Consider the following 16,115-nt stretch of genomic DNA (forward strand, 5'->3'; position numbering starts at 1 on the left):
GTGTTGAACGAATGGGTCAGGCCCAGTCGAGGGCGTCGCGCGCACTCGCCGGGAGGTAGCCCTCCTGGCCGTCGTCGGCGATGAACGCCATGCCGCCTTGGACGACGACCTCGGCCCCCACGTAGTGGGCGAAGGGGAAATCAGGGTTGACGGCGAGGCGGACCGGCAGGCTGGGGTCGAGGTTCTGAAGCTGGCGGAGCAGATGGCCGACGGTCAGGTACTGGGGCAAGGGGGCCTCCGGAAGCGGTACGGGAAAACGGGGTCGGCTGGCGGCGGGTCAGCAGGCGTCGAGCCGGTCCGGTCGCGGAGGACCTTCGGCCCCTCGACGTGGTCGAGCGGGGCGGAGAAGGGGCCGGGGCGACGGGTGCGGGGAACGCGCCGTCATTTATCGAGGTCGCGCCCCCACTGGCGCGCTTCGGCACGACGGGCGGCAGTGGCGGCGGATGGTCTTGGCGCGGCGGCCGTACTGACCAGGGTGGTAGTAGCAGGTGCAGCGCTGGGCGTAGGCGCATTTCCGGCGGTAGCCGGGCCGGGTAGCCGGAAGCATGCCCACGGGTCCGGAACCTCCTATGAGCCGGGCGAACGGGGCGGGCCGTCGTCGGCTCGCCCGTGGTTCGTCTGTCAGCGCGAGGAGTGGGTGACGAGGGCGGCGAGGAATCCGGCGACGGCTTCGGCAGGCGTGTGGACGCCGAACTCCTGGACCCACGCGTCTCCTACCTCGGAGGGCTGAACCCGAACGTGCCAGACGATGTCGCGCTTCCAGGCGGCCGGGTCTTCGGGGAGCCAGCCGACGCAGACGCGGCCGTCCGGGCTGGTCGCGTGGACGTTGGCCTCCGGGGTGTCGACGATCGCCCAGCCAAGGTCGCCCAAGAGATCGAGAACCGGAGCGGCGCAGTGGTCGGAGGAGAGCCAGTGGAGGTCTTCCACGGCGGGGCGGGCGATGGCGGGCAGGAGGGTGGCGGAGGCGCTCACGGTTAGACGATTCCTTCGTTGACCTGTGGTTTTGCCGACACCTGTACGTTGGCATGCGCCATGCCGAGGTGCGTAGTCGTTTCCCGGGGGGTGGTGTCTGCCGTGGGCGAACTGGAGGCCGTCGGCAGGGTGTCGTCGGCATGGGAATGGATCGGCGGTCGCGGTTGTCGTACGTGGGTCGTGGCGACGGGCCGCACGACAGAGAAGAAGGGGGGGAGCAGGGGATGACCGAGGCCGACAGATATGAGGACGGAGCCGGGCTGGAGCGCAAGATCCGCGCTGCCGGGCGGCCGTGGACCGTGGGCGACATCGCGATGGTCGCCGACGGCCAGTGGGGCGTCGGCGCGCAGCCCGACCGGTGGCCGCACGAGGAGACGGTGGTGGAGCGCCGGGTTGTGGAAGGTCGGCGTGTCGAGATGACGGTGGAGGAGCTGGCCCGCGCGGTGGGCCCCCGTACCGAGGAAGCCCACCGCGACAAGGACCTGACCTGACCGTTCAGCGACGCGGACCCGAAGCGGGCGTCGGCGGCCCTAGGGACGCCGACGGAACAGGTGGGTCGGGCATCTGGTCCGGGGTGTGCGGTGCGTGCCCGGAACGGGCGACAGCGGCCTGGATCAGGAGGTCGGTCGGGGTACGGTCCGCGGGCGCGGCGGCATCATGAGCCTCGACGACGCGCCTGATCGCCTGCAGGTACGTACGGCTCTCTGTATGGGCGACGCGGAGGTTGACCGCCGATTCGGTGATTCGGTCCAGTTCGTAGAAGGCCGGCACGTACCCGGGCCGGGTCAGGGCGTGCAGACGCTCTTGGTGGACGGCCGCCGCGTTGTCGGTGACGGCCAGGGCCGTACGGGTGTGCATGGCCGAGCGCAGGAGCGGGTCCTCACAGGGGTGGCGGACCGCGAGGACTTCGAGAGCCTCGATGGGCTGGCCCCACGTTTTCTCGATCATGGCCGTGGTCTGGTCAAGCATGGTGGTGGACATGGCGCAATGTTCCTTGAGCGAAGGCGTTTTGCAGCGGGTTCGGGGGTTGGGGATCGGCAGAGGCTAGAGAAGTCAGCGGCCGTGCCGTCGACCCGATGAGCCGACCGGCGACCGTACGGCTGCCGCGGGCGAGAAGCTGCCCGGCCGTTCCTGCATCGCACCCGCGGAGCGGCTCTGGGCAGCCATCACCCGCAGGTCGGCAGCAGTACGCGGAGCCCGCGCTGCGCGCTGGACGGCCTGGGTCACTGCCGTACGGCGCACGTCCAGTGGGGTCGGAGCGCGGGCAGTCTCGGGCTCGGGGGCCGAGGCGACCGGCGTCAGCGTCACTAGGTGCTCGACTCGTGGGCTGATGGACTGACGCTCACGGACCACCGGGGTCGGGTCTGCCATGACGGCGGCCGTCGCCGCTACTAGGTGGGACGGGGTGCGGGCAGTGAAGACCGCCTTGGCCCGAGTGCCGTACCCGGGTGGACCGGCCCAGAGCGTGACGGTTTCGTCGTCCCGGCCGGAGAGGCGGTTGTCGATCAGGACGCCCGCCTGCCCATCGGGGGCGACGAACTCGACAGTGCCGCGCTCCGCACCCCCATCACGTGTCCAGCCAGCGTTGATCAGAGGCTGGACCTTGTCGGCCCAGTAGATCGATGGGGTCGCGAGGAAGCGCCTTTGGTCACTGCCGGGCTCTACTCGAGCGTGGTCCCGGGCCAGCGCGGCAGTGAGCCCGGCGACGATCTCGGGCGGCATGTGGCTGCTAAAGGACGCCGTCCAGCGGTGCCCGGAGACGGGATCCTCGGAGGCAGAGATCTGCCACGGCTCGAAGTAGTCGCCGAACCAACCAATGCGAATCCGCATATCGGGTGAGGTGACGAGGAGCTGGCAGTCGTCATCATCGAGACGGTGATGAGGCCAATGGCTTACGGGAGCGAACCCGGCCTCCCCGCTCCAGTCGGAGCCGGCCAGGTACCTGGGACTAACAAGGACTTCCTGGTACGGATCCTGCGTGTGGGTCTTCTGGGTGCTCATAGTCGGGACTCCGGCAGATGGGGAACTGAACGCTCCAGCGCGCGGGTTGAAGGAACGGTGCAGATGCACGCGGAGGCTGCGGCAGAGGGGAGAGGGCTCCAGCTCTCGGGACCATGCGGATCACCGCCTTCGACCGGGGGCCGACTGGACGGTCACGGCCGCCGGCACCTGAGGTTGCGGCTGCGGTGCATGGCTGAACAGGGAACTCGGCGCGGCAGCGCTCCGCCGCAGGGCCGCTGAGGTCCGGGCGCCGTCCGCGCCCAGCGGGATTCCGGCGTGGGTGCGCGTGGCCGCCGCGACGGAGTGCGGAGCCGGTGAAGCCCGCCGCACGGTGAAGGGCTCGCTCCAGTGCTCGACGGTTGCGTAGACGGCTCCCAGCGCCTGGCCGGCCTCGGTCAGTACGTAGGGATCGCCGTGGCGCGAGCCGGTGCGACCGACCAGCCCGTCCGCCTGCAGCCGCAGAAGTCGATGCCGGGTGAAGGCGGTGTCCAGGCCGGCCTCCTCGGCGATGTGGCTGAACCGCATCGGTCCGCCCGCGCCGAGGATCTGGACCACGGCGGTCGTGTGCCGAAGGCCCAGACGGTTCAGGGCGTCCTCGACGCGTTCGGCTTCGGCCATCGTCCCGAGTTGCAGGTGGGCTTGGGACCAGTCCGACAACGTGCGGTGCACCGGGGCCAGTGACTCGCCGAACGTGCTGAGCCGGTAGGGAGCCCCACGGCGGTCGTCGGACCGGGTGACCAGCCCATCGGCGTGCATGGTGGCGAGCCTCTTGCTGACGAACTGCTCGCTGACAAAGGGGAGCCGGGAGGCTACCTCGCGCACGCGCATGGGGCGGTTTTCCTGGGCCAGGATCATCGTCGACCAGGTGGTCCACTTCGGCCCGATCCGGGCCATCGCGTCCTCGATGCGCTGCGCGTCGACCGAATCGAAGGAGAAGACAGGGGGCAGTACAAGGCTGGGCATGAGCGCGTTCTCTCGGTCAGGAGTCAGCGGGAGCGGTAGCGGGAGGCCGTGTTCGACGTTCCGGCGATGGGCACGGCGGCCGAGCCGGCGATGGGGCCAGGGCTCGGCAGGGCGCCGCTGCGGCTGAGGGCAGCGGACACGCGTGTCGTCGTCGTACGTGCCGCGCGGAGGGCGGCTTCGCCGCGTGACGTGAGCGAGAGGAGTTGTCCGGCCCGGTACGGGCTCGTGCTGGTGTCTTGGTGCAGTAGCCCGTCGGCGACCATTCGCCGGACGGTCGCGGCCAGTGGCTGGGGCTGCCGTCCCGTGTCGGCGGAGAGGAAGGGGTCTTCGCCGATCGAGGTCCGGTAGAGGCGCAGACCGCCGAGTTCGACTGCTTCGAGAGCCCTGAGCTGGCGGTCGGCCTCGATGGCCCAGTCGTCGTCCCGGCCGGAACGCTGTCCCCGGCCCAGCTCATGGGCGTTCGTGGCCGAGGGCCGCGCAGTATCTGGGTCGGGCAGGAGCCGTTGGTACGCGGAGAGGGATTCGACGAGCTGGTCGTAAGCTCGACCTCGCCTGGCTAGAAGGTCTCCGAGCTTGCGGACGGTGGTTTGCAGCCGTGTGTACGGGGTGCGCGTACCCCCATCGAGTTCGCCTCGCGCGGTGGATTCGAGCAGCCAGTGAGCGTCCTGGGCCGCGTGCGTCACGCGGTTGTGCAGCTCGTTCAGGTCGTACGCGGCTCCGATCACTCGTGTCGCGGTTCGGTACCTCGGATCGTCAGGGCGATACGTGGTGTTGAGCATGCTGACGTTCGAGACACCGAGAGTGTCGGCGACGAAGTGCGAACCGGGCTGGATGTTCGGGTCGTAGGCGTTCACTTCGCCGTCTCCATCCGGGCGAGCAGGGAGCGGACCAGGCTGGGCAGGCTGTCGGGACCGTCGCCGAGCCGGACGTGGTCGGTCGCTTCGTCGAGGACGTACGCGGCGTCTTCGAGCAGGCCGTTGGAGACCTCCATGCAGGCGTCGGTGATCCGGGAGGCGGCGAGCAGCGACAGGGAGAGGACCTCGACGTAGTCGTCCGGCGGGAGGCCGGCGGCCTTGGCCGCGGTCCGGATCGCCGCCAGCTCCTGCGCGCTGAACGCGAAGCCCGACGTGGCGCCTTCTGCGGCGTCGTCGGGCTCGGCGATCGGGTCGCGGGGCTCGAGGGGGATGCCGACGCGGGTGCAGATCTGGTCGACCGATGCGGTCAGCTCGGTGAAGGACTCGGTGAGCCATCCCAGGGCGGAGGCGTAGGAGGCCAGGGCGAACAGGCCCGCCGGGGTGGTGGGGCGTGGCTCGGCGGCGATGAACTCCTCGAATTGCTCGTTCAGTTCGCCGACCACCTGGGGCCCTGCGGACAGCGGGCCCAGTACGGGGTGGAGATAGGAGCGGTCGGCGGCTGTCGGGTACTCGGCGGTGAGGATGCCGGAGACGTTCTGCGCGGCCTCGGTGAGGAGCTCCGCGAGTGCAGTACGGGGCAGGGGGGAGCGGTCGGCGGTCATCGCTGGGGAACCTTTCGGGAGGCAACGGCTGGAGGCAGGGCTGCTGCTGCTGTCGGAGGAGTCGTTGGGCCCGCCGCCGAACGGTCGGTGACGAGCGCGGAACGGGACCGGGCAACTCGTACGCGTGCCTCGGCGGCAGGATCGGCCTCGACGCCCTGCTGGGGGCCGGTGCGCAGATGAGCCGCGCGGTAGACCGCGTAGTCCTTCCGGCTACCGGCGGCGACGAGGTAGACCTCGCGCCTGTGGTTCGAGCTGGGCGGGGCCGGCCGGAACTGGATGACCATCCGGTACGAGACGGCTGGGTCCACGTACACCTTGTGGAATCCAGCGAGACGCCCTTTCAACGGCAGACAGTCGTCGCTTCCGTGGACCAGGTTCTGCAGCTCCAGCAGCGCCAAATCACGTATCTGATCAGGAAGTTCCCGGAGATCGGCGATGGCGTCGGGGTGCGCGGCAAAGGCGAAGCGGGCGGTCACCGCAGCCTCCCCTGCACCGGACGCGGGAGCGGTCCTGTCAGCGGCGTGCGGGGGGCCTCAGGACCGAAGTTGGCCGTCGAGGCGGCACCGGCCGACCGGGCGATGGCGACACGGGCACGGTCGACGGCCCCGTGACCGGCGCGGTACTCCGGCGGCTCCGGCAGCGGGTCGCCACGGTCGTCCAGCCAGGACTGGGCGGTGCCCGCGTCGGCGAAGGCGCCCTCGCGCATCGAGTACGTGCCGGCGTCGAGGTCCCACTCCTGGAGGAAGACGCGTATCGGCGCCTCGCTCGCGTGGGAGTCACGGGCCAGCGTCCACGTCTCGCAGGGCTCGTCGTCCGAGGTGTACGTGTCGAGGACCTCGTAGCGGGTGCCCGAGTCCCGGATCTGCTGTTCAACCCGGAGCGTGAGGTCGTCGGCGGGCTGCACGAAGTCGTCGCCCACCAGAGCGATGTGCTCGGGCGGACAGCCGCGCTCGGCCAGCCAGTTCTGGGCGAAAGGCACGGCGGCGTGGTAGCTCGTCTCCATGGTGAACGTGGACTGACCGAGATCCCGTGCGACCATGACTGCAACGACCTGAGGCTCTCCGGGAATCCCCCAGGTGACCGACCGGTCGTGGGCGACGACGAAGCTGTGGGAGCCGTTGGGCGCGGTGTGGTGGTGGGACAGGGCCGACAAGTCGGCTGACGAGAATGTCTCCGCCTCTTCCGCGGAGGTGTCATCGGCGGGCGCGAGTTCGTCGAGGCCGAAATCGAAGGCGACATCGAGGGCGAGGCCGTTGTTCACGCCACCGCCCCCGACGGCGTGGGCGCCGGGGTGGCGAGCACGCGATGGTTGGGGCGGGTCGGACTCGTTGTACATGCCGCGAAAGGACCGTCGGGGGCACGCAGGTGCGCGAGCGTCTGGTCCAGGTGGTCGCGGTGCCAGGTCGAAGGACCTGACAGGCCGGCCTCGGTATCAGTGAGCTGCTGCCAGGCGAGCCAGAGCGCGTGGAGCCGGGCCACGGCCTCCGGGTGCTGGTCCCACCGTGCGCACCACGGGCGCGTCGTGCTGATCTCCCGGCCATAGATTGGGAGGAAGAGGTAGTTCACCCAGTCACTGAGGGCGGCGAGTTCGGCGACGTACGCCTTACCGCCCAGAGCGACGATGAACACAGAGGCGGGGCCGTCCGCCTCGGCGTCCGGAGCACCGCCGTCCGTCCGCTGTCCTGCAGGGGGTACGGGGTCGGGCTCGGAGCCGAGGCGGTCGAGGATGACGCCGTGCCGTTTGACCTCGGCCATGGTCTTGGCGAGCGTGCTGGCGAGATCGTCGAGGTTTTCATCGGCAACACGGAACGGCTCGGGGCCGGCGGTGGTCGGGCTGGTGTTGGACATCGGGGCGTTCTCCATCTGTGAGACGGCGACATGCCCGAGAGGATCCGGAGAATCCGCGGTTTGGCTCGGCCGGAAAAGCCCGGTAGTGGAGCGCTACCTTCCCGCGCAGCGAGGGCAGCGCGGGAAGGGTGGTGCCAGCAACTGCAGAGCACATGCGGCCTGTTGAGGGACGACACCGTTGCCGAGCGCGGTGAGCTGTGCCGGCCGTCCGAGTCCCGGGGTGGCGGTGACCCAGCCGTCGTCGAGGCCCTGCATCCACTCCACGAAGTCGGCACGGAGCCGACCGGCCGCATCGGTGGGCTCGGGACGGGTGAGCCTCTCCCATCGGGTGATGGCGGCTGCGTACGGCCCCCACTGCCGGTCAGCTTCGCGGACTCCGTCGACTCGTCCGTCCAGAGCGGCAGGGCGACCGCCGACAGGGGAGGACGCCACCCTTTCCCCGGGCGGCGGCCCGGAGTCCCCGTGTCGCTGGCCCTGGGCGCGGGCAGTAGCGATGCTGCCGCGCTGGGCAGGGCCATGTCCCCGTTTCCGTGCCGTTGGCCCGGCGAGCCCTTGATCCCGTCCGATGCCTTCGGGGTCGGCAGCAGCCACTCGATCTCGTCGGCCAGGTTCGGACCGTGGCCGCCGCTCTTCCTCTTCGCCGGGTGCTGGGAACCGCCGTTCTTGCCGATGTTGCTGGTCGGCGTCTTCAGCAGGGTCTCCGGTGGGCCATCCGGCGAGGAAGGTCCGCTCGCGGCGGTGCGGAGCCCCGATGTCGGAGGCGCGAAGCACGAGCCACTTCGCGTCGTACCGGAGATCGGCCAGGGATCCGAGTACGGCACCGAGTGCCCGCAAAGGAGGCTGACCTGCGGTGTCTCCCAGACACCACGGGCAGAATTCCACGTCGCCAGGGGAACCGGCGGGGGAGGTGAGGAGGCCGCGCACATTCTCGATCACAACCAGGCAGGGTCGGAGGGCTGAGACCGCACGGGCCACGTGCAGCCAGAGCCCGGAGCGGGTCTGAGCATTGAGACCGGCCCGACGGCCGGCGACCGAGACGTCTTTGACAGGGGAAGCCAGCCGTTAGGACGCACACCCGGGGAACGAGGGACCAGTCGACAGCCGCGATGTCGCCCAGGTTCGGGACGCCCGGCCAGTGGCGGGCCAGGATGCGTGAAGCGCCCGGATCGACCTCCGCGTGCCAGGCCAGCGTCCCGCCGAGGACGGACTGCACACCCAGGTCGAGGCCGCCGTACCCCGAGCAGAGCGAGCCGATCAACGGAGCCCGCACGATGGTGTTCTGCATGTCACCGCCCCCGTGCGGCCCGGCTCGGGGCAGCCGCCGCTGGTGGAACGGCGGAGGCCGGTACGGCGGGAAGCGGGGCTGCGTTCGTGGACCGGCTGCGAGCGGCCCGGAGCTGCCAGGGCGGAGGCGGCGAAGCCGTTGCCGCTGCAGCGTAAAGGGGGTAGGAGGCGTCCCGGAGAGATACGTCCGCAAGACCGAGGGCGTCGCTGATCACCAGCGTGGCCACTTCGCGCGCATCCATCGCGTCGGGCTGGTCACGGAGGTGCTCGGTTCGCTCCAGAAAGGAGAGCTGGTGCGCCACCGAACCGAGGGCGGAGGCCACCTCGCCAGCAGGTTCCACAGCGGCGGCGAAGTCGCTGACGACCCTGGCCGTGTGGGCATCCAGGTCCGGAGATGTAGTCCGGAAGAGAATCTCGTCGCCCAGGGCGGTGATCATCTTGCCGAGTTCCGAGATCTGCTTGGCGACCGTCACGCTGTCCGGTCCGCGGTGAGGATCTCCGGGGACCGGGAGCTTGCCGCGAAGAGCATCGAAGTTCTCGGCTGCGGACCGCAGGGCTCGTGCGTCGGGTACGGGGGTGGTGTTCACGGTGCGTTCCAGAGGAGAGGAGTCTCGTACGGGAGGGGGAGGAGGCTTCAGCTGGGGCCGAGGGACCGTGGCCGTACGGTGGCTGACCCGGGTGCGCCCCGGGGTAGCTTCGAGGGCGGCGAGGGAAGGCGGGGTGAACTACGGGCGAGGGCGGCCTGCACCTGGGCGGGGTGAGGGGCGCCGTGCGAAGGAGTCAGGGCCTTCGGCGCCGGAGAAGGACCGACGGTCGCGGACTGCCAGCGGGTGCGCGCGTCGTCGAACGGACCGAGTACATACAGCGCGTGGTTGATCAGCCGCCCGGGACCCAGGGCCTCGTCCTCGGCCAGGGCCCGGACGGCGCGGGCGGAGGCGGCTGCGGTACGGGTGACGGACGAGCGCATGACCCGTTCGCCCAGCCATTCGGCGCTGCCGGGGCCCACGCTGTCGCAGATGGCGGTGACCTGCTCGCCCGACAGCGTGCCGTCGGCCAGGAGGCCGCGCCGCTGGGCCTCCCAGAGCAGGGTGATCCGGTCGATCAACTCGCCCCGGTGGTGCAGCGCACCGAGGCACCGGTAGAGCTGCCCGTGCGCCGGATCGGCGAAGTCCCCCGGCCGCAGCCAGCCCACCACCTCCTCCATGGCCTTCGGCTGCTCGGCGAGGACGGCCAGCAGGAAACGCTCGTCCTCGGCGACCTGGTCGGCCCGACCTGTCGGTGTGGTCGGCACGGTGGTCGGGGTGGTGGGCGGCGCGACCGGACGCGGGTCGGTCCCCCAGCGCCGCGCGAGATCGGTGAGCACCTCGGCCAGGACATCCGCCGACCTCAGCGAACCCTCGACCTCCCCCTGCAGGGCGTCAGCCCGAGCCGCCTGATGGAGGTGGCTCGCGTACGCGGCAATGGTGCGATGGATCGCCCCCTCCAGCACCATGCGGCCGTACACCGGAGCATGCTCTGGACGCGGGCAGGCCGAGACCAGAGTGTGGGCGTACACCGCGGTCAGCCCCCGGACATGACGGCCAGCCTCGTCGACCGCGTCCGTCACCCACGACAGAGGTACGGGCCCTTCGGCCGATATCGCGGGGTGGCCGTCGCTTCGAAGTTGGTGGAGTGCGGCGAACAGCGCCTGGTGGACGGGCCGGCAGAAGTGCCCTGGCGCGAGCCAGTCCAGGTTCGCGAGTTGATCCGGATCGAGGAGTACGGACCCGAGCACGGCCTGCTCCGCCTGCAGCAGCGGCTTCATCGACGGCCTCCCGCGTCGGAGGGGCCGCCCTGCCGGGAGCGGAGAGCGGATACCGTCCGGTCGGCAGCGGCCATCGCCTGGGCGAGTTCGTCCAGTACGGCGGTGACCTCGGGATCGGAGACCGGAATCGTGCCGCTCCGGCCGACCAGCCACCATCGGCCGTCACGCAGAACGACCGGCGAGCGTGGCAGCCGCCCGGGACGCGGTGCGGGCGCGCTCATGCGGAGAGCCCGAAGTCGTCGTACCCGATGTTCTTCGCGAGGGCTCGCTCGGTGATTGCCTTCGTGGCTCGGGCCGAGGCCGGACCGACGACCTTGGCGGACGGTTCCTTGTACCAGGGCTTGAGGTTGAGCATCGCGATCCGCAGGCCGGTGGCCAGGAGCAGCACCTTCCCCTTCGGGAGGGCGCGGATCGCGTCGGGCGGCAGAATCCGCTCCGTACGCATACTCACCGAGCGGGACTTGCCGCCCTCGCTCGTGGACACCGAGGTGGTCTGAACGTCGTGGTCGCCGACTTGCCGACTGAGTCGATCGGCGAAGTCGGCGTCATCGATGCCCGATCCGATGATCTTGACAGTGGCGGCGGAGTACAGGGCGTCCATCCCGGCCTCGCCCCAGCACCGCTGGCCCTGCCGATAACTTTGCAAGATCGTCATGGGGATGACGCCCCGGCTGCCCAAGTGGCTGTAAAGATCAGGGAGATCCGAGATGCGGCACACGTTCGCCGCCTCGTCGAGGACGCACAGGGCGGGCGGGTCGAGTCGTCCGCCGGAGCGCTCGGCGACGATTACGGCCGCGCGCATCACGGCGTCGACCGCCGCCGCGATGATCGCGGACGCGCTGCCGCCGCCGTCCTTGCTCAGCAGGTACAGCGTGTCGCGCGACCCGGCGAAGGCGAACGGCTTGAACTCGGGGAGGTCGTTCGGGGTGACCCAGGCGGCGACGTCGGGGTCGAGCAGGCAGCTCGCGTACTGCCTCGCCGTTTCGTAGATGCCGTCGCGCGTTTCGGTCGCACCGGAGACGGTGCCCTGGAGCTGGGCGGCCACCGCGTCGTGGCCGGCGTCGGTGAGCAGGTCCACCGGGGTCCGGTCGGCCGGCATCGCGAGCCAGGCCAGGACGTCGGTGATCGGCCTCCGGTGACTGGCGGCGGCCAGGAACAGCGAGCCCAGGGTGTTGGAGGCGGCGGTGGACCAGAAGTCGCCGCCGCTCGATTCGTCCACGCTCGCGGTGACGAAGTGCCCGGCGAGACGTTTCGCCCCGGCCAGGTCGCGGGCGTCGGCCAGGATGTCCCACCACATCTCGCGCGGGTGGTGCGCGATCTGCTGGGGGTCGAGGGCCCAGACCGTGCCGACCTCGGCGCGGGCGTCCACCGTCGCGGTGAAGGCATCGCCGGCAGCCTTGTTCGACGTGAGCAGGACCGGGCCGGGAGCCGAGAGGATCGCGGGGATCGCCAGGCCGGAAGTCTTCCCGCTCCGAGGGGCCATGATCGCGACGATCACGTCCTCCCAGGAAGCCCGGACCTCGGCGCGACCGGGGTCGAGGGTGCCGAGCAGGATGCCGCGGTCAGCGGGAGCAACCTCTTTTACGCTCCCGGCCGCCCAGGGATGGGCGCAGGCTCTTCGCCTTCGCGGTGATCTCCTTGTCCAGCAGCGGCGCCAGATCGGCCTTGCGAGCGAGACCGGACCTGGAGCCGGCACGCCAGCGCGCCCACAGCACCAGGCCCGTGGTGATCAGGGCCAGGGTGAGCAGGCCGGGGACGAGGCGGGTGCCGACCAACAGCGCGGTGGTGCTCAGGGTCGGCCACAGCATCTCGGGGTGCAGCAGGGCGTCGGTGGCGCGGAACGACGACCAGGGTCCGCTACCGACAAGGGAGTTGGTGAGGTTTCCGGTCAGCCAGACGAGGGAGCCGAAGGATACGGCGGCACCGAGGACGCCGAAGAGGAGGTAGAGGAGCGCATCCGACCCGGTGGTAGTCGAGGGCGCACTGGTACGTGGGGAGGGCACAGCAGTTCCCTGGGTGTGTGAGCGGGCGGGGGCGGGGCGCGCTCGGTTCTCACGCAGTTCATGAACCTGCTCCTTGAATGGCGGAACGTTTCAGCGAAGGCGGCCGGGGATGAAACCATGTCCGCAGGGCGCGGTGGGCGACAGGCGCTGGCCGGTGTCGAGGACGTCGTGGTCCGCAGGACGGCGAGCCTCTGGTGGTACATGGGGTCGGTCCGCTCGGCCGGGCACGCGGCTTCACCGTCCGTCCGCGACCTCCGACTGCTCCCTGATGCCCTGGAGCATGCCGTAGGCGGTGGCCAGCCGCGTCCGGGGCTCGAAGGAGGGGCGCTCGAAGTCCGGATTATCGAATCTGCAGCCGGAGGCGAGTCCAGTCGGCGGGTGCGGCGACGAGTCAGGTCAGCTTGGGCAAGACCCTTGCTAGCGCACCGTTGACCTCCTCGGTGATCGCCGCGACCTCGCCCGGTGGCGCGCCCTCGGTGAGTAGAGCGAACACCCCCGGGACGGAGGACGGATCGGCGGCTTCGCCAAGCAGGAACCGGGCGTGCAGCGGCTTGTCGGGGCTGTGAGCGGCGGCAAGGGGCTGAGATTCGGCACGGGAGCGCCTCCTCCGTGATCGTCGTAGGCGCGGCCCGGATGAGCTTGACTTACCGACGAGGTCCGGGGGCATTGGGCCTGGGAACCGTCGTGCTGGTCCGCGGTGCGATGTTGTCGGCGGCCGGGGCGACGGCAGCCTTCGTGGCGGCGGGAGAGGAAGCGAGAGCGGCCTTCTGGGAATCCGAAGATCCTGGTGCTGGTGAGAGCGCCGGGACTTCAGGTTGCCCTTCGGCCTTCAGATCGCGCAGAGCATCGCCCATCTCGGCGAGTCCCGTCAGCGCGCTGCTGATGTCCCCGGCGGCGTAGGCGAACTGGTCCGCCTGGTCGTAGGCGTCGTGGTCGAGGTCGTTGACGTGCTCGCCCGCCACCTCCAGCGCCTCTCGGACACATTCCAGGACCCCGTACTCAGGGTGCAGGAGGTGGTCAACCGCGCGCCGGAACTCGTCACCGTCCCGGGCGGCTCCGATCCGCTGGGTGAGCTGTTCGACCTCCGCGCTGGCGACGTAGGGACCGAAGGGACGGGCCGGAGTGATCATTTCCGTGGTGTCCAGAGACGGCGGCAGATCGACCTGATACCGCGCCGCGCGGAGCATCTCGGCGGCGTGTGTGGCGACGGCGGCCTTGTCTGCGCTCGAGGTGGTGGTGGGTAGGCGGTGGCGTCGGCCGTGCCAGTCGTCGATCTGCTGGAATCCGGCGTGCTTCATGAGAGCGGCGGAAAGCTCGTCGGTGGCGCCCTTGGCCACGACGCTACCGCTGCGTTCGGAGGTGATGGATATCGGTGGAGTAGACATGGAGGCTCCATGGGTACAAGCGGCGGGCGGGCGTGTTCCCGGCGCCAAAGAGAGCTGGGGAACGAGAGCTCGGCTGGAAGGCCGACAGGCAACAGAATCCCCAGAGTTCGGGATTTCGGCAGGCCGGAGATCCGTGGTAGCGGCGGACCCTGAAACTTCGCCGCGACGGGACGCCTGCGGTCAGAAGTGGGGATTCTCGGTCGGACGGTCGGCCTCGGTGGCGGCCTGGAGCAGCTCGGTAAGGTCTCCGGGCTCGGAGAAGCGCTGGTCGATCCACCACCCAGCGCGAGTAACGCAGCGAGTGGCCTCCTCGATCGCCTCCCACTCCGTCTCGCCGGTCTCCCCTTCGAGGACCAGGGTGGTGTAGGCGGCGGCCAGGATCTGGTGACGGCAGCGCACACCCCAGGCGACGGCTCGTTCGGTCCCCTCCAGGGGAGGCATTCGGTACTGCTCCGACCAGGCTTCGGATTCAGCCTGCTCTTCGGCTCGCTTGGCCTCCAGCCAGGCGGCCTTGCCCTGTCCGTCTCCTTCCTTGGCGGCACGCCAGCAGTCTGTGCACTCCTGCTTGGCGAGCCACTCGGCGAAGCCCGCCCTGCGGTCGGCCGGACGGTCGGACAGGTCACGGTCGTCCTGGTGACCGCAAGTGTGGTGGATCGGCCAGATGGTCTTCACGGCCATGGAGCTTTCTCCTTAGGGGAGTTGGTTCAGCGGGGGCGGGAGAAGGCGATGCGAGGGTCAACCGGCCGGACTGCCGCAGAGTCGACGGACGCGGGGAGCGGTGCCTTGCCCGGAAGGCTGGCGCGGGCCGGGCTGGTGGCGACCGCGGCGGCGCTGATCGGAGACGACCGAGGGGTCCCGTGGCCGCGTCCATGGGACGCGGCCGGTAGGGCATCCGGGCGGGACTGTCGTACGACGTCTTGAGCAAGGTGGGGCTGCACCGCGACCTGGGCGCCGGACCGGTGCAGCGTCAGCGTGGCGTCGGCGACCTTTCCCAGGGCCTCGGGCCGGCCTGTGGCGGCGGGCAGGGTGTAGATGTCCAGGCCCGAGTCGTGTCGCCACCCATGCTCCATCAGGGCGATCCCGGTGAGCCCGGATGCATGATCGTCGATGGCCGCGACGATGCCGAGCTGCGGATGCTCGGCGAAGGCGACCTCGGGTTCACCGAACGAGGCCCGGCGGCCAGGGGATGCATCGGGCGCCAAGGAGGGATCCAACGCGGCATCCACGTCGACTCGGTAGCCGGCCCCGCGCAGCAACTCGACTGCTCGGGTCGTACGGCTCTGTCCGTCGCGGCCCTGATTGGCCAGCGCGTACAACGTCGGCTGGTCCGGGACGGGGCGGAATCCGAGGCCCTTCAACATCCACTCACTGGCTGGGAGGTTCCTCGGGTTCGCGGCGACGATGCCGTAGACGGGGTGGCGGCCGAACGCCAGATCGGGCAACACGTCGTAATGGCTGGGCATGGGCGGGTCCATCCGGGTGGGTGCTGTCGCAGAGGTGGGCGAGGGGTGAATCGCTTCTGCCGGTGCGGTACACGAGGGACTCCAAGAAGGTGGTCAGCGAGCGCGGGACGCCTGCGGCGGGGCGGGCGGAAGCGCGGTGTGCGCGGGCGGTCCCGTCGGCGGGTGAACCGGGACCGGGCGCTGCCCGACCGACGGTGAGGGGGCGAGGGCGGCATTCACACGTGGTGAGCCAGAGGCTGACGGGCCGGTCCGGCCCGTCAGCGCCCGCGCTGTGGCGGATCGTGCCTGCGCCTGGCGCGGCGGAAGGCCCAGCTGGTCCAACCGCTCATCCACTGCGGCGAGCAGATCAGTGGCGCTGCCTCCATGCCGGGCATCCGGGCCGTCGGGCTCGGAGTCGTAGACGACTTCGTAGACCGCAGAACCGGCGGGCAGGTGACGGGTGACCAACCAGCCCTCGGGCTGCTCGGAGGGCTGCTCCTGTGGCGGGGAGATGATCAGCGAGCTGTCGTCGGGAAGTTCGGCGCGGACGATGTAGTCGCTCAGGCCGTACTCGACGGTGCACTCCAAGCCGCGCTGCCGGAGCGCTGCGGTGAGGTATCCGTACTGGTGGTGCCGTTCGGAAGCCGCAGGCGGGGAGGGAGACGCGCGGACGCGCGCCGCCTCCTGTCCGAAGGCGGCGGGGATGTTGTCGGGCATGGGCATTCTCCGTTGCCGGATGCCCCGGGCGGGCGGCGCGAGCCGCCAGGGGCGGTGTTGGACGGGGTGCTGTGGTGGTCCACGAGGATCCAACGTTCGGCCGGTTTTGCTCGGCCGCGAATCGGTGCTAAAGGTTGTTGCACAAGGCCCGGGCGATCTCCAGGTCCAACCTGCGGGCGC

19 protein-coding genes and 2 pseudogenes are annotated in these 16,115 nt (G+C 70.3%); 1 reads left to right on the top strand and 20 read right to left on the bottom strand.

Translation table 11 applies throughout. The features are described from left to right. Positions 1–16: 16 nt before the first annotated feature. Positions 17–229, bottom strand: a complete 213-nt coding sequence (locus tag A3Q37_RS13415) for a hypothetical protein (RefSeq protein ID WP_065483053.1) — start codon at positions 227–229, stop codon at positions 17–19. Between the two features lie 392 nt (positions 230–621). Then, entirely contained in the window at positions 622–972 is a 351-nt protein-coding gene (locus A3Q37_RS13420) for a DUF317 domain-containing protein (protein ID WP_065483056.1), read from the bottom strand. A gap of 224 nt (positions 973–1,196) precedes the next feature. Between A3Q37_RS13420 and A3Q37_RS13425 the strand changes: the two genes are divergently transcribed. Continuing rightward, positions 1,197–1,463, top strand: coding sequence for a hypothetical protein (locus A3Q37_RS13425; RefSeq protein WP_065483059.1), 267 nt, complete (start codon positions 1,197–1,199; stop codon positions 1,461–1,463). Positions 1,464–1,467: 4 nt separating this feature from the next. Here the strand turns inward: A3Q37_RS13425 and A3Q37_RS13430 are convergent, their stop codons facing one another. The 18 genes and pseudogenes from A3Q37_RS13430 to A3Q37_RS13510 all read right to left on the bottom strand — a co-directional run bounded on the left by A3Q37_RS13430 (position 1,468) and on the right by A3Q37_RS13510 (position 15,935). Next, complete coding sequence (locus A3Q37_RS13430) at positions 1,468–1,953, bottom strand: hypothetical protein (RefSeq protein WP_065483062.1); 486 nt, start codon at positions 1,951–1,953, stop codon at positions 1,468–1,470. A gap of 72 nt (positions 1,954–2,025) precedes the next feature. Beyond that, complete coding sequence (locus A3Q37_RS13435; RefSeq protein ID WP_065483065.1) at positions 2,026–2,973, bottom strand: DUF317 domain-containing protein; 948 nt, start codon at positions 2,971–2,973, stop codon at positions 2,026–2,028. 120 nt (positions 2,974–3,093) lie between these two features. After that, on the bottom strand, positions 3,094–3,936 hold the full coding sequence (locus A3Q37_RS13440; RefSeq protein WP_065483068.1) for a helix-turn-helix domain-containing protein: 843 nt from the start codon (positions 3,934–3,936) through the stop codon (positions 3,094–3,096). A 23-nt stretch (positions 3,937–3,959) separates the two neighbouring features. After that, the gene (locus A3Q37_RS13445) at positions 3,960–4,790 is read right to left on the bottom strand and encodes a large ATP-binding protein (protein WP_255311803.1); all 831 of its coding nucleotides are present in this window, start codon (positions 4,788–4,790) and stop codon (positions 3,960–3,962) included. Further along, the gene (locus A3Q37_RS13450; protein WP_065483071.1) at positions 4,787–5,452 is read right to left on the bottom strand and encodes a hypothetical protein; all 666 of its coding nucleotides are present in this window, start codon (positions 5,450–5,452) and stop codon (positions 4,787–4,789) included. Before A3Q37_RS13450 ends, A3Q37_RS13445 begins: the two co-directional genes overlap by 4 nt. After that, the gene (locus A3Q37_RS13455) at positions 5,449–5,928 is read right to left on the bottom strand and encodes a hypothetical protein (RefSeq protein WP_065483078.1); all 480 of its coding nucleotides are present in this window, start codon (positions 5,926–5,928) and stop codon (positions 5,449–5,451) included. Before A3Q37_RS13455 ends, A3Q37_RS13450 begins: the two co-directional genes overlap by 4 nt. Beyond that, positions 5,925–6,713 carry a glycosyl hydrolase gene (locus tag A3Q37_RS13460; protein WP_065483084.1) on the bottom strand — a complete coding sequence of 263 codons (789 nt, stop codon included), beginning with the start codon at positions 6,711–6,713 and terminating at the stop codon, positions 5,925–5,927. Before A3Q37_RS13460 ends, A3Q37_RS13455 begins: the two co-directional genes overlap by 4 nt. Beyond that, complete coding sequence (locus A3Q37_RS13465; protein ID WP_065483360.1) at positions 6,710–7,300, bottom strand: DUF4913 domain-containing protein; 591 nt, start codon at positions 7,298–7,300, stop codon at positions 6,710–6,712. Before A3Q37_RS13465 ends, A3Q37_RS13460 begins: the two co-directional genes overlap by 4 nt. 93 nt (positions 7,301–7,393) lie before the next feature. Further along, the gene (locus tag A3Q37_RS35650) at positions 7,394–8,359 is read right to left on the bottom strand and encodes a DNA cytosine methyltransferase (RefSeq protein ID WP_255311808.1); all 966 of its coding nucleotides are present in this window, start codon (positions 8,357–8,359) and stop codon (positions 7,394–7,396) included. Positions 8,360–8,402: 43 nt separating this feature from the next. After that, a pseudogene (locus A3Q37_RS37760) lies at positions 8,403–8,585 on the bottom strand (hypothetical protein); the annotation flags it as partial. Position 8,586: 1 nt separating this feature from the next. After that, positions 8,587–9,171, bottom strand: a complete 585-nt coding sequence (locus tag A3Q37_RS13475) for a hypothetical protein (RefSeq protein WP_065483087.1) — start codon at positions 9,169–9,171, stop codon at positions 8,587–8,589. Positions 9,172–9,218: 47 nt separating this feature from the next. Continuing rightward, positions 9,219–10,388 carry a DnaB-like helicase N-terminal domain-containing protein gene (locus A3Q37_RS13480; RefSeq protein WP_065483094.1) on the bottom strand — a complete coding sequence of 390 codons (1,170 nt, stop codon included), beginning with the start codon at positions 10,386–10,388 and terminating at the stop codon, positions 9,219–9,221. Beyond that, the gene (locus A3Q37_RS35655; RefSeq protein WP_079137778.1) at positions 10,385–10,609 is read right to left on the bottom strand and encodes a hypothetical protein; all 225 of its coding nucleotides are present in this window, start codon (positions 10,607–10,609) and stop codon (positions 10,385–10,387) included. The genes A3Q37_RS13480 and A3Q37_RS35655 overlap by 4 nt, the downstream gene beginning before the upstream one ends. Next, positions 10,606–12,391, bottom strand: a pseudogene (locus A3Q37_RS13485) (type IV secretory system conjugative DNA transfer family protein). Before A3Q37_RS13485 ends, A3Q37_RS35655 begins: the two are co-directional and overlap by 4 nt. 644 nt (positions 12,392–13,035) lie before the next feature. Continuing rightward, positions 13,036–13,776, bottom strand: coding sequence for a hypothetical protein (locus tag A3Q37_RS13495; RefSeq protein ID WP_065483104.1), 741 nt, complete (start codon positions 13,774–13,776; stop codon positions 13,036–13,038). 180 nt (positions 13,777–13,956) lie between these two features. Beyond that, a complete protein-coding gene (locus A3Q37_RS13500) occupies positions 13,957–14,454 on the bottom strand; it encodes a hypothetical protein (protein WP_065483108.1) in 498 nt (165 codons plus the stop codon). 26 nt (positions 14,455–14,480) lie between these two features. Beyond that, entirely contained in the window at positions 14,481–15,239 is a 759-nt protein-coding gene (locus A3Q37_RS13505) for a hypothetical protein (RefSeq protein WP_065483111.1), read from the bottom strand. Positions 15,240–15,332: 93 nt separating this feature from the next. Continuing rightward, on the bottom strand, positions 15,333–15,935 hold the full coding sequence (locus tag A3Q37_RS13510) for a hypothetical protein (protein WP_065483114.1): 603 nt from the start codon (positions 15,933–15,935) through the stop codon (positions 15,333–15,335). Between the last annotated feature and the right edge of the window lie 180 nt (positions 15,936–16,115).

It is taken from the genome of Streptomyces sp. PTY087I2, from assembly GCF_001687325.1.
In the GTDB taxonomy this organism is placed as follows: Bacteria; Actinomycetota; Actinomycetes; order Streptomycetales; family Streptomycetaceae; genus Streptomyces.

What these genes read in the sequence shown, in the direction of transcription:
- A3Q37_RS13425 (WP_065483059.1), top strand. Translation starts at nt 1,197, where the DNA reads ATGACCGAGGCCGACAGATATGAGGACGGAGCCGGGCTGGAGCGCAAG.
- A3Q37_RS13430 (WP_065483062.1), bottom strand. Translation starts at nt 1,953, where the DNA reads ATGTCCACCACCATGCTTGACCAGACCACGGCCATGATCGAGAAAACG.
- A3Q37_RS13435 (WP_065483065.1), bottom strand. Translation starts at nt 2,973, where the DNA reads ATGAGCACCCAGAAGACCCACACGCAGGATCCGTACCAGGAAGTCCTT.
- A3Q37_RS13440 (WP_065483068.1), bottom strand. Translation starts at nt 3,936, where the DNA reads ATGCCCAGCCTTGTACTGCCCCCTGTCTTCTCCTTCGATTCGGTCGAC.
- A3Q37_RS13450 (WP_065483071.1), bottom strand. Translation starts at nt 5,452, where the DNA reads ATGACCGCCGACCGCTCCCCCCTGCCCCGTACTGCACTCGCGGAGCTC.
- A3Q37_RS13465 (WP_065483360.1), bottom strand. Translation starts at nt 7,300, where the DNA reads ATGTCCAACACCAGCCCGACCACCGCCGGCCCCGAGCCGTTCCGTGTT.
- A3Q37_RS13480 (WP_065483094.1), bottom strand. Translation starts at nt 10,388, where the DNA reads ATGAAGCCGCTGCTGCAGGCGGAGCAGGCCGTGCTCGGGTCCGTACTC.
- A3Q37_RS35655 (WP_079137778.1), bottom strand. Translation starts at nt 10,609, where the DNA reads ATGAGCGCGCCCGCACCGCGTCCCGGGCGGCTGCCACGCTCGCCGGTC.
- A3Q37_RS13495 (WP_065483104.1), bottom strand. Translation starts at nt 13,776, where the DNA reads ATGTCTACTCCACCGATATCCATCACCTCCGAACGCAGCGGTAGCGTC.
- A3Q37_RS13500 (WP_065483108.1), bottom strand. Translation starts at nt 14,454, where the DNA reads ATGGCCGTGAAGACCATCTGGCCGATCCACCACACTTGCGGTCACCAG.
- A3Q37_RS13505 (WP_065483111.1), bottom strand. Translation starts at nt 15,239, where the DNA reads ATGCCCAGCCATTACGACGTGTTGCCCGATCTGGCGTTCGGCCGCCAC.
- A3Q37_RS13510 (WP_065483114.1), bottom strand. Translation starts at nt 15,935, where the DNA reads ATGCCCGACAACATCCCCGCCGCCTTCGGACAGGAGGCGGCGCGCGTC.